Source organism: Bacillus sp. S/N-304-OC-R1 (genome assembly GCF_019749375.1).
Classification (GTDB): Bacteria; Bacillota; Bacilli; order Bacillales; family Cytobacillaceae; genus Cytobacillus.
On record NZ_JACWFE010000001.1, the window covers coordinates 76103 to 94009 of the forward strand.

Below are 17907 nucleotides of genomic sequence, written 5' to 3' on the forward strand. Positions count from 1 at the left end.
GAAATGATTGTTGAAAATATTATTACAAATATTGAAGAATTAGAAAAAGAAGAAATCATTAAACGCCATATTGAAAAGGTCTATATGGAAAGTGCTAACTTAGTAAAAAGAATACAGCTTGTAACAACTGATCACGGCAAAGAAATCGGCATACGTTTAAAGCAGCCACGTGATTTAGCAGCTGGTGATGTTCTGTTTATGGATGAGAAAAATATAATCGTCGTTGATGTTATATCAGATGATTTATTAGTGATTAAGCCGCGCAGTTTAAAAGAAATGGGGACAATTGCCCATCAGCTTGGGAATCGTCATTTGCCTGCTCAATTTGAGGAAAATGAAATGCTTGTGCAATACGATTATCTTGTTGAGGAATTACTTCAGGAGCTTCATATTCCTTATAAACGTGAAGAGCGGAAGGTAAAACAAGCTTTTAGACATATAGGTCACAGTCATGGATAAGCAGCTACTTTCAATTTTACAACTTTGCGATTCTAATTTTCCGACTGGAGCATTTAGTCATTCCTATGGTCTAGAGACGTATATACAAGAAAATAAAGTTCATGATGCAGATTCATTTCTAGAATGGCTCCAAATTTATTTAAATGAGCAGTTAATCCATTCAGACGGTCTAGCTTGTAAGCTTATTTATGAAGCATTAGAAATGGAACAATACACAAAAGTATGGAAGCTGGACAGAATGCTGATGGTTCAAAATCTGCCTCGGGAAACCCGAGAAGGTTCCAAGAGAATCGGAGAAAGCATGGCAAAGCTAATTCAATCTCTTTATGATTTTCAGGTATTGAATGAATATGCTAAACGAATAAAGAGTAAGCAATCATTTGGGCATCCTGCAGTTGTATTCTCTATGATTGGTCATCACTTATGCATTACTCCAGATTCAACTATATTGTATTATTTATACTCTGCCGTTTCAGGCATTGTTCAAAATGCTGTAAGAGCAATTCCTTTAGGCCAAACAGCAGGACAAAAAATTATTCACTCAATACAGGATTCCTTAGTTGATGCCGTTACTAAAATCAGAGAAATGGAAGAGGAAGATTTCGGTATTGTATCACCAGGTCTTGAGTTATCTCAAATGCTGCATGAACGAGTAAATATTAGAATTTTTATGTCTTAAAAAATATGGAAAGGTGTGTTTATTATGGAACCAGTAAAGATTGGGGTAGGAGGTCCTGTTGGTGCAGGAAAAACGTTGTTAGTTGAAAAACTAACTCGTAAATTAAATGGTGAAATCAGTATGGCCGCAATTACTAATGATATTTACACGAAGGAAGATGCCAAGTTCTTAATGGAAAACGGGGTTCTTCCTGCGGATAGAATCATTGGAGTAGAAACAGGCGGGTGTCCACATACTGCCATTCGAGAAGACGCTTCCATGAATTTCGCTGCCATTGATCAGTTAAAGGAAAGTCATCCAGACTTAGAACTGATATTTGTTGAAAGCGGTGGGGACAACCTGGCTGCGACTTTTAGTCCAGAGCTTGTGGATTTTTCCATCTATATTATTGATGTCGCACAAGGTGAAAAAATTCCGCGAAAAGGCGGGCAGGGAATGATAAAGTCAGATTTATTTATTATTAATAAAACAGATCTGGCACCGTTTGTCGGCGCGAGATTAGATGTAATGGAGTCTGATACTAAGGTCTTTAGAGGAGATAAACCGTTTATCTTTACAAATTTGAAAGATAATTCAGGATTAGACGATGTTATAGAATGGATAAAGAAAAATGCATTACTAAAAGGAATTGCCTAGAATGAGCAATTGGACTGGAGTCTTAAAGTTAGATGCAGAAGATAGGGGAGGCAGAACAGTAGCGAGAAATGTATATTTTCAAGGCGCTTTAAAATTGATGCGCCCGATTTATCATGATGATTCAGGTAAGGTTTGCTACTATTTATTAAACCCTGGCGGTGGCTATTTAGATGGCGACCGCTACCGTTTACATATCTCGTTAAACGAAAGGGCAAGAGTTACTCTAACAACACAATCTGCAACAAAAATTTACAAAACTCCAAATTCATTAGCTTATCAGGAGACTGAAATTCATTTAAAAGAAGGCAGTTTTTTAGAGTATCTGCCAGATCCACTTATAGCCTATCGAAATGCAAAATATAAACAAAAAAATGTAATTCGCATGGAAAAAGGAGCAACATTAATTTACTCAGACATTATTACCCCAGGATGGTCACCTGATGGAGAGTTTTTCAGTTATGAGCAGCTTCAATTAATAAATGAAATATATATGGATGAGGAGCTAATTACCTTTGATCATTTAAAATTAAGCCCGTCTGTTAAAAATATGAAAACAATCGGGATAATGGAAGGCTATACACATATAGGCTCCATGATTGTTATATGTGATCAAACAAATAATGAGCTGCTTGATCGTATATACAAGGCAGTAAAATCTGAGGAGAATGAGTATAAAATTGGCCTGTCCTTACTGCCGGTTCCCGGCTTTTCGATCCGAATATTAGCTAATTTAACACAAACAATCGAAAGGATTTTTAATGAATGCCATAAGCTCATTAGTGAAGAATGGTTTCAAACATCTCCTAGCTTTTTAAGAAAATATTAATACATGGAGACCCATAGGATTCAAAATCTGAAAAAATAAGACTAAAGAATTAATTCTTTAGTCTTTCTTATTGCTTAATTTTATCTAATTCTTTCCTCGATTTCTTGACATACTTCATCAGCGGATAATCCGCTCGCCTCAATAACAGGGGCTTTCGTCGTAATATCATGCATTCCCATAAAGTTCGAGTCCATTCCAGTTACGACACAAGCTGAACAGTTTTCAGCATCTTGAGCAGACTTTAGTTCAACGACATCATATCCCTTTTCCCGAAGAGCTTCAGAAACATTTGTTAATGATTGTTCCACAGCAATTTTTTTCATCAGTCAACACCTCCTCCGTTGATAGAATGGCTTTTTCTCTGGCATTTTATTCTCTTGAATTTGGAATATATTTACGCTCGTTAAGAAAAAGTAAGAAGGGAGGTGAGGCAATATGTCAAAGAGAAAAAAGGACCCGTCCAAAACAGGGTTAAGCGCATCTGATGTGAAAGGGCAAGGAACAACAAATATTGAAACAGGCGGAACAACGTCCTCTTCAACTAGTCATAAAAAGAAAAAATAAGATTTGTATATGGCTTACATAGCATAAAAAACAGGATGGAGAAATCCATCCTGTTCCTAATCAAATTTACTTATACATCGCAGCTACTTGCTTTTGTAACTCGGCATTCTCTAAATATTCATCATATGTCATTTGCTTATCAACAAATCCGTTTGGTGTAATTTCAATAATTCGATTTGCGATTGTTTGAATAAATTGGTGGTCATGCGATGCGAAAATAAGTGAGCCTTTAAAATTAATTAAGCCATTGTTTACAGCAGTAATCGATTCTAGGTCTAAATGGTTTGTTGGCTCATCAAGCAATAATACGTTTGAACCGCTTAACATCATTTTAGAAAGCATACAGCGAACTTTTTCGCCTCCGGAAAGGACACTTGCTTTCTTTAACACTTCTTCTCCAGAGAATAACATTCTTCCAAGGAAGCCTCTTAGGAAGCTTTCACTTTGGTCATTAGGGGAGAATTGACGCAGCCAATCAACAAGATTTAACTCACTATTTTCAAAGAACTCCGAGTTGTCTTTTGGAAAATAAGCCTGAGATGTAGTGATTCCCCATTTAAAGGTACCACTGTCAGCTTCCATTTCACCCATTAAAATTTTGAAAAGGGTAGTTTTGGCAATCTCATTTGTTCCGACAAGTGCGATCTTATCATCTTTATTCATAATAAAGCTTATATTATCAAGTACTTTTACTCCATCAATCGTTTTGCTAATTCCTTCGACGCGAAGCAAGTCATTGCCTATTTCACGTTCAGGTGTAAATCCAACATATGGGTACCTTCTTGAAGATGGTCTAATGTCATCAAGTGTAATTTTATCCAGTAGTTTTTTACGGGAAGTCGCTTGTTTAGATTTAGACGCATTGGCGCTAAAACGAGCAATAAACGCTTGAAGCTCTTTAATTTTCTCTTCTTTTTTCTTATTCTGATCTGAAGCCATTCTTTGGGCAAGCTGGCTTGATTCATACCAGAAATCATAGTTCCCGACATAAATCTGGATCTTTCCAAAATCCAAATCTGCAATATGAGTACATACTTTGTTTAAGAAGTGACGGTCATGGGATACGACAATAACTGTATTTTCAAAGTTAATTAAAAACTCTTCAAGCCATTGAATCGCTTTAATGTCTAAATGGTTTGTCGGCTCGTCCAAAAGTAGAACATCCGGTTGGCCAAATAAAGCTTGTGCAAGCAAAACTTTAACTTTCTCAGAACCGGAAAGATCAGCCATTTTCTTCGAATGCAGTTCTTCACCGATACCAAGGCCTTTTAATAAAATGGCTGCTTCGGATTCAGCTTCCCAACCATTTAACTCTGCAAACTCACCTTCAAGCTCTGCAGCTTTCATACCGTCCTCATCGGTAAAATCAGCCTTCATATAGATGGCATCCTTTTCTTGCATGACTTCATACAGTCTTGCATGCCCCATGATGACAACCTTTAATGCTTCATGCTCTTCATATTCAAAATGGTTTTGCTTTAATACAGCTAAACGCTCATTAGGACCTAAATGAACACTGCCTGATTGTGATTCGATTTCGCCAGACAAAATCTTTAGGAAAGTAGACTTTCCAGCGCCATTTGCACCAATTAGTCCATAACAATTTCCCGGTGTAAATTTAATATTAACGTCTTCAAAAAGCTTACGATCGCCATAACGAAGACTTACATTACTCACTGTTAGCATAAATATTTATTCCTCCAGAACACATAATCTTATAAATTATATCACTTTTTTATCATAATCGCTAATACTTGAAATAAACTGAAAAAAATTTTGAATAAACTACTTAATTATTTCGAAATCATACAGGAGTTCACAAGAAAATATAGAATTTAATTAAAGAGAAAATTCTTGTTCAGATTTATAAAAAAGACAATTAAAATAACACAAATAATTTAAGACTTTCTATAATTTTTCATAGTTTTTTCATATTTCTCGTGTACAATGAAACTATACAGGCAGGATAAAGGAGTTTTTATTGTGGCCAAAAAACAGCTCGTTGATTTAGTTAACCGTTTAAAGAAAGCTGGAATTAATGTTAGCTTTACAAAACCAAGATCCAAAATGATCATAGCTTTTCCACAAAACAAAAGATTATCATCCACTACTAACTAAGAGGCTGACAGAATAAACAACATAAATTAAAAAAGTTAAGCATACTCGCTTAACTTTTTCTTTTGTTCTAAATTTCTTTCATAATTTTATTGAACACATCTTTTTCGTTAAAATCTTCCCCCATTGGGAACCTTTTAATAAATTTATTATTTTCATCAATTAAATAAACAAAAGTGCTATGAATATAAAAACCATCCCCTGGGTCTCTATACTGGAATTGGAAAGTGCCAGCTAATTCTTTGATTTTTTCTTGATCTTGCTTCATATTATTTTGGTCTCCTGTAAGGAGCAGCCAGTTTCCATCATCTTCGATATCAAACGTTTTCATATAGTGCAGCATTTTTGCAGGTGTATCCCGATATGGATCAATTGATATTGTCATAAATTGAATATCCTTTCCATAAACGCCAGCCTTTTCAAGATCCTTTTTCAAAAATTTCATTTTTTGCGTTGTTGTAGGACAAATATCAGGGCAATGGGTGTACATAAATTCTACTAGTTTTAATTTCTTATTTGATTTTGAGAGATCATATTTTTCTTCATGCATCGTTACAAGTGAAATGTTGTCGGGAATCTTAGATGTTACATCGCGGATTATAAAAAATGAAATGCCTGCTGAAATTCCCAGTAAGACAATAAGTCCACATATAATATATATTTTTTTCATGTTTTCACCTCCCGCTATAAGGATAATGAAAATAGCTGAAAAATCCTATGGATAATATGTGAACTTATGTAAGGGAAGGGAGCATAATTTAATTCAATTAAAAAGCCAAAGGAAAGTAAATTCCTTTGGCTATGGTACAATACTATTATTTCATTGAGATCCAAACACTCTTTACTTCTGTATAGTTGTTTAGAGCATAGGAACCCATTTCACGGCCAATTCCTGATTGCTTAAATCCGCCAAACGGTGAAGCCGCATCAAATGCATTATAGCAGTTAACCCATACCGTTCCAGCACGAAGTTTGTTCGCAATATAGTGAGCATTCGCTACATCACGCGTCCACACTCCAGCAGCAAGACCATACTCACTGCTGTTGGCACGATTAATGAGCTCATCTAGATCTTCATACGGCAAAGCAGAAATAACAGGTCCGAAAATTTCTTCTTTCGCGATTGTCATATCGTCACTTACATCTGCAAAGATTGTAGGGGAGACGAAGTAACCTTGCTCTTGTGGCTTTTCGCCGCCAACAACTAACTGCGCACCTTCATTTAAGCCCTTTTCAATATAGCCTAAAACGCGATTTTGCTGTTCGATGGATACTAGAGGTCCGATTTCTGTATCAGCATGAATACCAGCACCTTGTTTAATATTCTTCGCATGACTAGCCATATCTGCCACAACATTATCAAAATGCTTCTTCTGAATAAACACACGAGAACCTGCACAGCATACTTGCCCTTGGTTAAACATAACACCATTTAATGCTCCAGGGATTGCTTTAGATAAATCAGCATCAGGCAGAATGATATTAGGTGATTTACCGCCTAATTCAAGTGTTACTCTCTTTAAAGTTTTTGAAGCTCTTTCCATGATCAGCTTTCCTACCTCAGTTGAACCAGTAAAGGCAATCTTATCAACTAAAGGATGATCGACAAGCGGCTGACCTGCAGTTTCTCCAAAACCAGGAACGATATTTACAACACCAGGAGGGAAGCCTGCTTCTTGAATTAATTCTGCTAAGTATAGTGCAGATAGCGGAGTTTGTTCTGCTGGCTTTAATACAACCGTACAGCCTGTTGCAAGCGCAGCTCCTAACTTCCACAATGCCATTAACAGCGGGAAGTTCCAAGGAATAATCTGACCAACAACACCAACAGCTTCATGACGAGTATAGTTAAAGAAAGGGCCATTAACCGGGATAGTCTGACCAACAATCTTTGTTGACCAGCCTGCATAATAGCGCATATGCTCAACAGCAAGCGGTATATCAGCATTTGTTGTTTCACGAATTGGTTTACCATTATCTAATGTTTCTAATTGTGCTAGCTCAGCAGCGTTTTCTTCCATTAAATCTGCTAGCTTATACATAAGCCTGCTTCTTTTTGCAGTGCCCATTTTGGACCATGGACCTTCATCAAACGCTTTTCTAGCTGCTCGTACTGCAAGATCAATATCTTCAGGTCCAGCTTCAAATACGTGTGCAAGTACTTCACCTGTTGCTGGGTTGTATGTTTCAAATGTTTTCTGAGACTTGCTTTCCACAAATTCTCCATTGATAAACAATTGTTTTTTACCGCTTAAGAACTTTTCTACTTTCTCTAATAAATTGACAGTTAACTGGCTCATAAAACTCCTCCTTAGAATAGTAATCTATGTATTTCATGATGCCACCCATTAGTAGAATTCTTTCGCGAACACCTACAATATTATCCTAACAATTCCATAGATTAACAATCAAGTGAGAATTAAATAAATATTCTGATAATATTCGACACCTTCCAACATACCTCGTTATAACTCTACTTTAGCTACGTTAAAGGGAAATATAGGATCAATAATGTCTGCCGATAAAAAAGGGCGTATGTAAAAAGGAAAAATGTAAAAAATATAGGGGCAGTAACTAATGGGACAGATAACTCCGGTTATAGAAGATGTTAACGGAAAAAATTGAATCTGATAAAAGAAGTTGCTGATGAAATGCAACTTCTTTTTCTGCTTCATTCACTATATTTATTCATAAACTTCCTGGCAAGCAATCTTTTTACTTCATTATAGGATAGTCCAGACTGGCTGTTTAGGCGTTTTACTTCTTCTATATCTGTTCCAGAAATTGTATATTTTTTATTGCTGTTTTGATGTTCCAATTTGGCAGCCTCCATTCCAAAGTATTCCTATTTATGTTTAAGTTACTTTCAGGATATTTTCCCTCTTTTTGTCCATACTAGGAGAAAAGGGGGCGTTTGTTATTTTTTTCAACAGAAGAGGTCAAGATGATAAACCAGAAGTAGTAATGATTGATACTGAAGTATATGCTTGCAGAAACTGTAATGGCTGGATGCGTAAGGAATTTGCATCTGCTGATTTAAAATGTCCATTATGCGGAAATGAGACAGCTATGGAAATGAGGGAATTGCCGCAAATTGAATAATCCTTACTATATTAAGACTGTTGAACCTAACAACAGTCTTAATATTTTATGGAAATCCGCATTATTAACCATTTTCATTTTGTTGACCTAATTCCTTCTCAGCCAATAATATATTTCCTGTTTCTACTGCACGGTGTTCGTTAATTGATTCACTCGGATAATTATTTTGCTTCAGTGAACTTTCGAATTCGACTGCTTTCTCCAATGCTTCTCTGCCATTGTGCTTCATTTCTAATAACACCTCTTAAATAAATATGGCTATAAAGATAAGTTTTGAAAAACGGCCTTTTCTTATTCATATTGATTAACAATAAAATAAAAAATGCTATGGAATTCCACAGCATTTTTTATTTTATTCAGACTTTTTAGATAAACAGCGATCACATTCTAATAAATATGTTTCTACATGCTCTTTAATACTTTGACCGCATTCTTGACAAATCTTTCTAGAAGAAATGCTTAAAGATTCGGTTTGATAATTTAACATAAGATCCGCCCCTTCTTATAATACAGAATTTATATTACTCATCTTGTTATATAACAGTATACACGAATTTTTTTTATATGTGTAGCCCTTTTTTGAAAATTTAAAAAATAAGAGGAAAATAATTTCAGTGGGGATAAGGACTACAATGGGATGGAAAAATAAGAATTCCCTTCCAACTAAAAATAAATTAGATTACAATCAATAAGTATGAAGTTGCATAAACAACAAGGTAGAAGCCCTTAAAAAGGGGAGGTTTACATGTTAGAAATATTAGAATTAATTAATCCAATGTTAATCTTTGTTGCTATTATTCTTACTTTTATTTGTACATATACGGGCATGGATTTATTTTCATTAGTTATAGCTTCTGAACGAAATCGAAAGTTTTTATTTTTAGGCGGTACTTTTTCATTGGGGGTAGGACTGTGGATTATGAACTTTATTGGAATGCTAGCTGTTAATACAGCTTCATCCAGTAATCTGCATATTATGATTACCATACTTTCTCTTCTATTCGGAACTGTTTTTACTGGAATTGCTTTTTACGGGGTAGTTGAAAAAGAAGTTAAAACAAAACAGATCTGGATCAGCAGCTTCTTTATGACTGCTGCCGTATTTTCCATTCATAGTACTGGTTTATATGGAACTAAATTAAACATAGGGTTCCACTTAGTTTTATTTATCATTTCTGTTCTATTTATTTTTGGGGCATTTTCCCTTGCACTTTGGATGTTATTTTTCTCAAAAAGCCTTTCACCGTATAATGAAGTTTGGATAAAGCCTGTCAGTGCAATCATAGTTACAGGAGCCATTATTGAAGGGAACTTATTACTTTTACGCACATTTTCAATCGATGCTGCAGATATTATGGGTCATACTGATTCAAATCCAAAATCGTTCACCATTTATTTTGTGTTATTTATCTCTTTACTTATCTTAAGTGGAATTATCGGCTCAAGGACGGTAATTGGGAGACGCTTAGCTGATAGTGATCACTATTTACGATATATCGAAGCAGCTTTGGATGAATCAACAATTGTCGCCATTACAGATTCGAACGGGATCATTACGTATGTGAACGATAAATTCATTGAAATATCAAAGTATAGCAAAGAAGAAATCTTAGGGAAAACTCATCGTGTCTTAAATTCAAAATTCCATCCACCAGAGTTTTTTAGCGACCTTTGGAAAACAATCTCCTCTGGCGAAGTTTGGAGAGGTGAAATTCGTAATGTAACGAAGGATGGTACATTTTATTGGGTAAATACAACCATTGTTCCTTTTTTAAATAGTGAAGGCAAACCATATCAATATGTTTCAATCCGAAATGATGTTACAGCCCTTAAAGAAACTGAAGTCCATTTGAAAGACAAAATCAAAGAGGTTAGCGATATTAAATTTGCACTTGATCAATCTTCCATTGTAGCCATTACAGATGAAAAAGGTATAATCACAAGTGTCAACGATAAATTTTGTGAAATCTCAAAGTACAGCAGGGAAGAGCTAATCGGGTGCAGTCACTCGATTCTAAATTCAGGCTATCATTCTAAAGAGTTTTTTCGAAATTTATGGCATACGATTAAACATGGTGAGGTGTGGAAGGGAGATATTTGTAACGCTGCAAAAGATGGAACGTTTTATTGGGTAGACACGACAATCGTTCCATTCTTGAATAAGGACGGTAAACCATACCAATATTTAGCGATTCGAAACGATATTACAGAAAAAAAGAAAACAGAAGAAGCTCTGCATAGACAGGACAAGTTAGCAACAGTGGGACAGCTCGCTGCTGGAGTCGCACATGAGATTCGCAATCCACTTACATCTATGAAGGGTTACACAGAATTTCTGCAAATGGATGAAAAGAATAGTGAGCGCTTAGAGTATTTTGACATCATTCTAAATGAGATTGACCGTGTAAATCATATTGTTGAGGATTTTATGCTTCTTGCAAAGCCAAAATCTGTCGATCTTAAAGAAAAAAATATCATCCTAATTATGAAAAATGTGATGTCATTGTTCGAGTTTGATATTAAATCTAAACGAATTGACTTATATTTTGAAAGCAGTGAACCATCCATTCTCATCAAATGTGACGAATATCGATTAAAACAAGTTTTTATTAATTTTATAAAAAACGCTATCGATGCAATGCCGAACGGCGGTGAGCTCCAACTGAGTGTTTCAGTAAAAAATGAAACAGTCTATATTTCCATCCTTGATTCCGGAGTTGGGATCCCTCCAGAAAAACTAAACAAAATTGGGGAGCCGTTTTTTACGACTAAGAAAAAGGGGAATGGATTGGGCCTAATGGTTAGCTTTCAAATTATTGAAAGCCATGGAGGAAAGGTTCATGTTGAGAGTGAAATAAATAAGGGTACAATATTTACAATTATGTTACCCTTGTACATTTAGCCAAGTAAAAGGAAGGTTTATAAACCTTCCTTTTTTGACTAATTTTTTTTACTTTTTTCTCCATTTTGGATAAAGAAACTTTGTACCGGTTTTAGCACATGCATGAAACCAGTTTCAATTTTTTCACTTAAGTGAGAGACTCTTTCATATAGAGTAGAGCGAAGATTTTCTAGCTGTCTTGTCATTTTTTGTACGACAGCTTCTTGTTCATTTAACCGTTCCATGACCGTTGTATGGAAAATTTCCTGTACCTCAAGTTTTTTAGACAGTTCTTCATACACATCTTCTTGTTTATCTAATTGCTCCGATAAATCCTGTGAAAAAGATTCAAATTTTTCAAGCTTCCCTGTTAGTGCTTCTGTCGTTGCATGCTGAAAGGACACTTGGTCGAGCAGCGCTTGATTCATTAGACTTTCCTTTTCAAAGTTTTCCAAGATCAGATTATTTCTTCTTTCGAGCTCATCCAAACGATCTAGGATCATTTCATTTCCATTTTCTTGCTGTTTGATTACCTCTAAAAATTGAAAGATAACTTGTTCTTGCTGATCTAATCGGTTTAAAAGTTTTAATAAATCCTTATTTTGTTTTGTTGAAGTCCGCTTTAATGTCTGTGAAAAATCTTTAAATGATTCACTCACCTGAACATCAATATCTCCATATGCCTCTGATAGCTGGCTGTTTACTAATTTCTGCTGTTCCAGAATTTCTTGGAGGAAATTCAGACGATAATATTCCTGATTCGAATTACTTGCCTTTTGAGGCTGCTTATTAAACAGATTGGGGACAATCTGATCATTTGAATATAGACCCAAGTATAACACTCCCTTAATATCCTGATCTAAACTGCATTATTTATATGCTATGAATAGAACAGGCTATTGGTTGCAATATTAGGCGATAACTTAAATAAATGAATCAACAGTTCATTACTACTTAGTTCTCTACCCCCTTCGGTTTTACATTAATGGAAAAATTATTTATATTAAAAGTAGTAAGTAGCTTTAGTCTTTAGTACAATAAAAATATCATATTAGTTTACGTTCTTCCTGCTAAAAGCTACACTATAATAGAAGGGGAAATTGATTATTTCCTTTTTAATATTCAATACAGTGGATGAAGCTTCCTCTAATAAGGAAGTTCTAATAATTTTATAGGGAAAGGATGATTTTTGATGGCTATTTCATTATCCAAAGGACAAAAGGTTGATTTAACAAAAACAAACCCTGGTTTATCTAAAGTGATTGTTGGACTTGGCTGGGACACGAATAAATATGATGGGGGACAAGATTTTGATTTAGACGCCAGCGTATTTTTATTAGATGCATCTGGTAAATGCTCTTCTGATAAAGACTTTATCTTTTATAATCAGTTAGAAGGCGGAAATGGCTCAGTTGTACATACAGGAGATAACCGTACAGGAGAAGGCGACGGAGATGATGAGCAAATCAAAGTAAACTTAAGCTCTGTTCCTGCAAATATTGATAAAATTTCTTTCGTTATCACAATTCATGATGCCGAAAGCCGCGGACAAAACTTTGGACAAGTGTCTAATGCATTTGTACGTATAGTTAATGAAGAAACAAACCAAGAAGTAATCCGATACGATCTTGGAGAAGATTTCTCCATCGAAACAGCGATTATTGTTGGTGAATTATATCGTCATAACGGCGAGTGGAAATTCTCTGCGGTAGGATCTGGTTACCAAGGTGGCCTCGCACGAATTGCAACTGACTTTGGATTACAGGTTGGATAATAAATAACGATTGTCCATAATCCATTAGTGAATAATTTATTACAAGGGAGGGTTTCTTATGGGAATTCAATTGGCCAAAGGACAAAGAATTGACCTAACAAAAACAAATCCCGGATTAACAAAGGCTATCATTGGCTTAGGCTGGGATACGAATAAATATCAAGGCGGGCATGATTTTGATTTAGATGCATCTGCATTCTTAGTTGATGAAAATAATCGCTGTCAAAATGACCTTGACTTCGTTTTTTATAATAACCTTCAACATCCAAGCGGTGCAGTTATCCATACAGGGGATAACCGTACAGGGGAAGGAGAAGGAGACGACGAGCAGCTTGTCGTTGATTTCACAAAGATTCCTTCCAATGTACATCGTATTGGTATTACTGTAACGATTCATGATGCTGAGATCCGTCAGCAAAATTTTGGCCAAGTATCAAATGCATTTGTTCGATTAGTCGATGATTCTAATAACCAGGAACTATTGCGCTTCGATTTAGGCGAGGACTTCTCAATTGAAACTGCAGTTGTCGTTTGTGAATTATATCGGCACGGCAATGATTGGAAATTCAACGCCATTGGCAGCGGTTTTTCTGGTGGACTAGCATCCTTATGCCGGAATTATGGCCTGCAGGTGTAATCATCTGCAACTTGATAACACTCCATTTTAATGGGGTGTTTTTCCTTTGAAATTGAAATATTTTAGCTAGTAATTCATTTTCATTAGTACTAATTATAAGGGAGCAGGCCATAAGATATAAGAGGGTAAAGTAAGGAGGTGTGTTAATTATGAGTATTCACATCGTCCAAAACGGGGAATCTCTATGGTCTATTTCACAGCGCTACCATATTTCTATTCAGTCTCTCATTACAGTAAACGGACTACCCGAAAATAGTTATATAATTCCTGGATTAGCACTATATATACCAGATAATACGCTACTTATAAGATCAAAGATTATCAATAAAGGTGATACATTGTGGGGTCTGGCACAACAATATAGAACAACTCTAAATGCAATTATTTCAGCAAATCCAAGTATCCAGCCTAAAAAACTGACAATTGGCAAAAAGATAAATATACCCTCTCCTCTAAAATTGTCGATAGCAACTCTAGGCTTTATCATGCCATTTTCTCCTCAAACATCAATCCCTATATTAAATAATATTGCTAACGAGCTAACATATCTTGCGATCGTCTCATATTCACTAACAAGTGAAGGGTATGCCTATACCGCTATAAATGACACTCTGATTGTTAATGAAAGTAAAAAATTAAAAATAACACCATTATTAATGATAAGAAACTTTGAGAATCAGCAGTTTAGCCCCGAGCTAATCGGTAAGGTGCTTGAAAATCCAGTATATCGAAAAAATTTAATTTCGAGCATTATGAATTTTGTTAAACAAAAGGGATATGGAGGCGTCAGTATTGACTTTGAGTTTATTCCTCCGCCAAGAAGACAAGATTTTAATTTGTTTCTTAATGACTTAAAGTCAGCACTTGGTAAGCTCATACTTCATGTAAATGTCCATGCGAAAACAGCCGACCTGCCTACAAATCGCATTGTTGGTGCTTATGATTATTTAGCTATAGGCCGTGCGGCAGATATCGTTGCCGTTATGACGATTGATTACGGATATCCAACCGGGCCACCTAATCCAGTGTCACCTGTTTGGTGGATTGAAGACGTCATTAAATATTCAATAAGTTTAATAGATCATAAAAAGCTGCAAATCGCTTTGCCCTTATATGGATATGACTGGAGAGTCACAGACAATTTAACAAAGGCTTTTTCACTACAATATGCACAAAATTTTGCGATTTCATCTGGTGCGACAATAAACTATAATCAAAAAGCTGCTTCACCTAATTATTCCTATTGGTCTGGTGCTGAACCACATATAGTATGGTTTGATGATATTCGAACTTTTGCAGAAAAATATAAATTAATAGACCAATATATGCTATTAGGAACAACTTACTGGCAGCTTAGCCTGCCATTTCCTCAAAATTGGGCGTTTTTGAAGAAGAATTTTACGATAAAATAAAAAAAGGATGCCTTCATTGGCATCCTTTTACGTATTGCGGCGATTCAACATGCACGCCACATCGTGCACTCCATAATGGACGGTGAATCGTCTTACGCAATTAGCTCATCGCAAAATATACTATATCATGTTTCATAGTAATAAGCAATAAAAGTATAATACTTTGCGAAACTACTAATTAACTGTATAATATTTGAAGCTTATAAAAAGCACATTCAATGAACTAAATTCTATAATTAAGCAGGGAGATATAATGGAAAAATTAAAACCATTATGGGAAGCTATAAAAAGATTTTGGCGTAATAAGCATGTTACAAAAATTATCATGCTAATTGTATTAACATTTCTATTGCTAACCATTTTATTTTTTGCTTTTATTGCAGCTACGGCAAATGTTGAATCTTTAAAGGAAGGCTTAAAGCAATCAACCGTCATCTATGATAAGGATGACAAAATTGCTAGCAGTTTAGCAACGAATCGCTCGGAAGGAGTTGCTATAGAAGATTTGCCAGACTATGTAAAAAATGCGGTTGTAGCAATCGAAGATGAACGATTCTATCAGCATAATGGCTTTGACATTAAAGGGATTGCCCGTGCTTTCTTTAGAAATATTTTCGCTGGGAGAATAACTGGCGGTGGGAGTACGATTACCCAGCAGCTAACAAAGAATGCCTTACTATCTTCTGAAAAAACGTATAAACGTAAGATTGAAGAGCTTTTCCTTGCTGTCGAAATTGAAAAGAAATATAAAAAAGACGAGATCTTGCAAATGTATTTAAATCAAGTCTATTTTGGCAGCGGCGCATGGGGTATTGATCAAGCAGCCAATAAATATTTCAATAAAAATGCAAAGGAACTTTCAATCAGTGAATCAGCACTTCTTGCCGGCTTATTACAAGCTCCTTCAGCACTTGATCCGTTCAAAAATTATGATCGTGCGATGGAACGGAGAAATGTCGTGCTCGGTAAAATGAAAGAACATGCAATGATTAGTACTGAAGAATATAAACAGGCTATCAATGAAAAAATTCAATTGAATGAAGGAAAAGGCAGTTTTATCGAAAGGAAATACCCTTATTATGTCGATGCCGTGCTTGATGAAGCAATTAATAAATACGGCTTAACACAGGAAGAAATTTTCACCAGAGGCTATAGAATCTACACTGAAATGGATCAGAACCTTCAAACTGGATTAGAAAAAGTGTATGATAATAACAATCTATTTCCGCGCGGACGAAACGGTGTACTTGTACAAAGCGGTGCAGTCCTTTTAGATCCTGAATCTGGCGGTGTGAGAGGACTTGTTGGAGGAAGAGGTGATTATGTGTTCCGCGGCTTTAACCGGGCTACACATATTAAAGCTCAGCCAGGTTCAACTTTAAAGCCTCTTGCTGTATACACCCCAGCTTTAGAAGAAGGCTATAGTGCCACATCGATACTCAAGGATGAACCGATGTCCTTTGAAAAATATCAGCCGGAAAATGCATCTAAACGTTATTCAGGTGATGTGCCTATGTATAAGGCAATTGAAGAATCGCTCAACGTTCCAGCCGTATGGCTGCTCGATCAAATTGGATTGGAAAAAGGAATCGATTCACTAAAACGATTTGGCATTCCACTTGAAAAAGAAGATGAATATTTAGGAATCGCATTAGGAGGTATGCATAAAGGAATATCCCCAATGCAGCTTGCTGAAGCTTACTCCACGTTTCCGAATGGCGGAAAGAAAAGAGATGCCCACTTAATAACAAAAATTGTCGGACCAACCGGCAGCATTATTGCCGAGCGAAAGAAAAAAACTGTAAAGGTAACATCAAAGGCGGTTACAAATCAAATGACCTCAATGCTTCTAAACGTTGTGGAATCCGGTACTGGTAAAGGAACGAAAATCAACGGTGTTCAGATCGCTGGAAAAACTGGGTCTACCCAGCTGCCGTATAAAGACATTAACGGTACGAAGGACCAATGGTTTGTCGGCTATACCCCAAATCTAGTTGGTGCCGTATGGCTTGGTTATGACAAAACCGATCGTGAACACTATTTATCAAGCAGCAGCTCAGAAACCGTCGTACCTCTATTTAGAGCGATAATGGAAAACTCAATCCCTTATATTGAACCAGCGGAGTTTTCAACAAAATCAGTTAATGAAAAACTGGTGGAAAAGGATTTCCAAGAAGAAGTAGAAGATACTATTAAAGAATCAACTGAAAAAATCAAGGAATCCACTAATAAAATTAAAGAAGAGCTTCCGAAATGGAAGGAAAACCTAATGGATGTTGTTCAAGAACTTGACGGATTTGGTCAGTATTTAAAAGGTAAATGGAAGGACATCACAAATCGATAAGTTATAAGAACCAGGGTGCCTGGTTCTTTTTTTTATAATCCGAAAACAAAAATTGCCATTTCACTAATAGTTGATATAATGATAGTTAATAAATAGCATATACTATCTAGAAGATATCAGTTCGCTAGCACTTGATAGCATAATAAACAAAACCTGACAGGAGGCTATATTCCCGCTATGAACGATGAAAAAAGGATTCAGCTTAATGTGAGAATAACAAAAGAAACCTCGCAAAAATTAGATGAAATCGTCCAATATTATCAAGAAAACATGAAGCTTGGCAGAGTGTATAAGGGCGATGTTTTATCAGATATTATCGAAAAATCTTATGAAGTTATGAACAAACAGAAAAAGATGACTAGACAGTACTAATTTAAAATTTTCTTTATTATTTTTACGAATTCTTGGTAGAATATTGTCAAAATAGTTAGAAATGGATAATATTTTAATAAGGATGGTGATATTATGCGGCCTAGAA

At 35.7% G+C, this 17907-nt stretch carries 21 protein-coding genes; 13 read left to right on the top strand and 8 right to left on the bottom strand.

What is annotated here, in order from left to right; all coding sequences use genetic code 11:
- Positions 1-3: 3 nt before the first annotated feature.
- From ureE to H0173_RS00395, 4 genes are read left to right on the top strand one after another with little or no spacing between them, the layout of a single operon-like run.
- The gene (gene ureE, locus H0173_RS00380) at positions 4-459 is read left to right on the top strand and encodes an urease accessory protein UreE (protein WP_221843944.1); all 456 of its coding nucleotides are present in this window, start codon (positions 4-6) and stop codon (positions 457-459) included.
- Positions 452-1138, top strand: a complete 687-nt coding sequence (locus H0173_RS00385; RefSeq protein ID WP_221843945.1) for an urease accessory protein UreF — start codon at positions 452-454, stop codon at positions 1136-1138. Before ureE ends, H0173_RS00385 begins: the two co-directional genes overlap by 8 nt.
- A gap of 24 nt (positions 1139-1162) precedes the next feature.
- Positions 1163-1774, top strand: a complete 612-nt coding sequence (ureG, locus tag H0173_RS00390; RefSeq protein WP_221843946.1) for an urease accessory protein UreG — start codon at positions 1163-1165, stop codon at positions 1772-1774.
- Between the two features lies 1 nt (position 1775).
- Positions 1776-2600, top strand: a complete 825-nt coding sequence (locus tag H0173_RS00395) for an urease accessory protein UreD (protein ID WP_221843947.1) — start codon at positions 1776-1778, stop codon at positions 2598-2600.
- Positions 2601-2680: 80 nt separating this feature from the next.
- Here the strand turns inward: H0173_RS00395 and H0173_RS00400 are convergent, their stop codons facing one another.
- Complete coding sequence (locus H0173_RS00400) at positions 2681-2923, bottom strand: YkuS family protein (protein ID WP_221843948.1); 243 nt, start codon at positions 2921-2923, stop codon at positions 2681-2683.
- Between the two features lie 112 nt (positions 2924-3035).
- Here H0173_RS00400 and H0173_RS00405 point away from each other — a divergent pair, with 112 nt between their 5' ends.
- Positions 3036-3164 (top strand): YuzL family protein, encoded by a 129-nt coding sequence (locus tag H0173_RS00405; RefSeq protein ID WP_221843949.1) that lies wholly within the window; start codon positions 3036-3038, stop codon positions 3162-3164.
- Between the two features lie 66 nt (positions 3165-3230).
- On the opposite strand, the gene H0173_RS00410 is transcribed toward H0173_RS00405, so the two are convergent.
- Positions 3231-4850 carry an ABC-F family ATP-binding cassette domain-containing protein gene (locus H0173_RS00410; protein ID WP_221843950.1) on the bottom strand — a complete coding sequence of 540 codons (1620 nt, stop codon included), beginning with the start codon at positions 4848-4850 and terminating at the stop codon, positions 3231-3233.
- 297 nt (positions 4851-5147) lie between these two features.
- Here H0173_RS00410 and H0173_RS22105 point away from each other — a divergent pair, with 297 nt between their 5' ends.
- Entirely contained in the window at positions 5148-5282 is a 135-nt protein-coding gene (locus tag H0173_RS22105) for a hypothetical protein (protein WP_260630955.1), read from the top strand.
- A 67-nt stretch (positions 5283-5349) separates the two neighbouring features.
- On the opposite strand, the gene H0173_RS00415 is transcribed toward H0173_RS22105, so the two are convergent.
- The 3 genes from H0173_RS00415 to H0173_RS00425 all read right to left on the bottom strand — a co-directional run bounded on the left by H0173_RS00415 (position 5350) and on the right by H0173_RS00425 (position 8097).
- A complete protein-coding gene (locus H0173_RS00415; RefSeq protein ID WP_221843951.1) occupies positions 5350-5949 on the bottom strand; it encodes an SCO family protein in 600 nt (199 codons plus the stop codon).
- Positions 5950-6094: 145 nt separating this feature from the next.
- The gene (locus H0173_RS00420) at positions 6095-7579 is read right to left on the bottom strand and encodes an aldehyde dehydrogenase family protein (protein ID WP_221843952.1); all 1485 of its coding nucleotides are present in this window, start codon (positions 7577-7579) and stop codon (positions 6095-6097) included.
- A 371-nt stretch (positions 7580-7950) separates the two neighbouring features.
- Positions 7951-8097, bottom strand: coding sequence for a hypothetical protein (locus H0173_RS00425; protein WP_221844841.1), 147 nt, complete (start codon positions 8095-8097; stop codon positions 7951-7953).
- Positions 8098-8165: 68 nt separating this feature from the next.
- On the opposite strand from H0173_RS00425, the gene H0173_RS00430 reads away from it, so the two are divergent.
- Positions 8166-8381, top strand: coding sequence for a cold-inducible protein YdjO-related protein (locus H0173_RS00430; protein ID WP_260630956.1), 216 nt, complete (start codon positions 8166-8168; stop codon positions 8379-8381).
- Positions 8382-8445: 64 nt separating this feature from the next.
- On the opposite strand, the gene H0173_RS00435 is transcribed toward H0173_RS00430, so the two are convergent.
- The gene (locus H0173_RS00435; protein ID WP_221843953.1) at positions 8446-8610 is read right to left on the bottom strand and encodes a hypothetical protein; all 165 of its coding nucleotides are present in this window, start codon (positions 8608-8610) and stop codon (positions 8446-8448) included.
- A gap of 123 nt (positions 8611-8733) precedes the next feature.
- Positions 8734-8868 (bottom strand): protein YhfH, encoded by a 135-nt coding sequence (gene yhfH / locus H0173_RS00440; RefSeq protein WP_221843954.1) that lies wholly within the window; start codon positions 8866-8868, stop codon positions 8734-8736.
- Positions 8869-9126: 258 nt separating this feature from the next.
- Between yhfH and H0173_RS00445 the strand changes: the two genes are divergently transcribed.
- Entirely contained in the window at positions 9127-11283 is a 2157-nt protein-coding gene (locus H0173_RS00445) for a PAS domain S-box protein (protein WP_221843955.1), read from the top strand.
- Positions 11284-11321: 38 nt separating this feature from the next.
- Here the strand turns inward: H0173_RS00445 and H0173_RS00450 are convergent, their stop codons facing one another.
- Positions 11322-12095 (bottom strand): hypothetical protein, encoded by a 774-nt coding sequence (locus H0173_RS00450; protein WP_221843956.1) that lies wholly within the window; start codon positions 12093-12095, stop codon positions 11322-11324.
- Positions 12096-12454: 359 nt separating this feature from the next.
- On the opposite strand from H0173_RS00450, the gene H0173_RS00455 reads away from it, so the two are divergent.
- The 5 genes from H0173_RS00455 (at position 12455) to H0173_RS00475 (ending at position 17801) form a co-directional block, all read left to right on the top strand.
- A complete protein-coding gene (locus tag H0173_RS00455) occupies positions 12455-13036 on the top strand; it encodes a TerD family protein (RefSeq protein WP_221843957.1) in 582 nt (193 codons plus the stop codon).
- 58 nt (positions 13037-13094) lie between these two features.
- A complete protein-coding gene (locus H0173_RS00460; RefSeq protein WP_221843958.1) occupies positions 13095-13673 on the top strand; it encodes a TerD family protein in 579 nt (192 codons plus the stop codon).
- A gap of 149 nt (positions 13674-13822) precedes the next feature.
- The gene (locus H0173_RS00465) at positions 13823-15085 is read left to right on the top strand and encodes a glycosyl hydrolase family 18 protein (protein ID WP_221843959.1); all 1263 of its coding nucleotides are present in this window, start codon (positions 13823-13825) and stop codon (positions 15083-15085) included.
- A 253-nt stretch (positions 15086-15338) separates the two neighbouring features.
- The gene (locus tag H0173_RS00470) at positions 15339-17429 is read left to right on the top strand and encodes a transglycosylase domain-containing protein (RefSeq protein WP_221843960.1); all 2091 of its coding nucleotides are present in this window, start codon (positions 15339-15341) and stop codon (positions 17427-17429) included.
- 177 nt (positions 17430-17606) lie between these two features.
- On the top strand, positions 17607-17801 hold the full coding sequence (locus H0173_RS00475; protein ID WP_221843961.1) for a hypothetical protein: 195 nt from the start codon (positions 17607-17609) through the stop codon (positions 17799-17801).
- Positions 17802-17907: the final 106 nt, after the last annotated feature.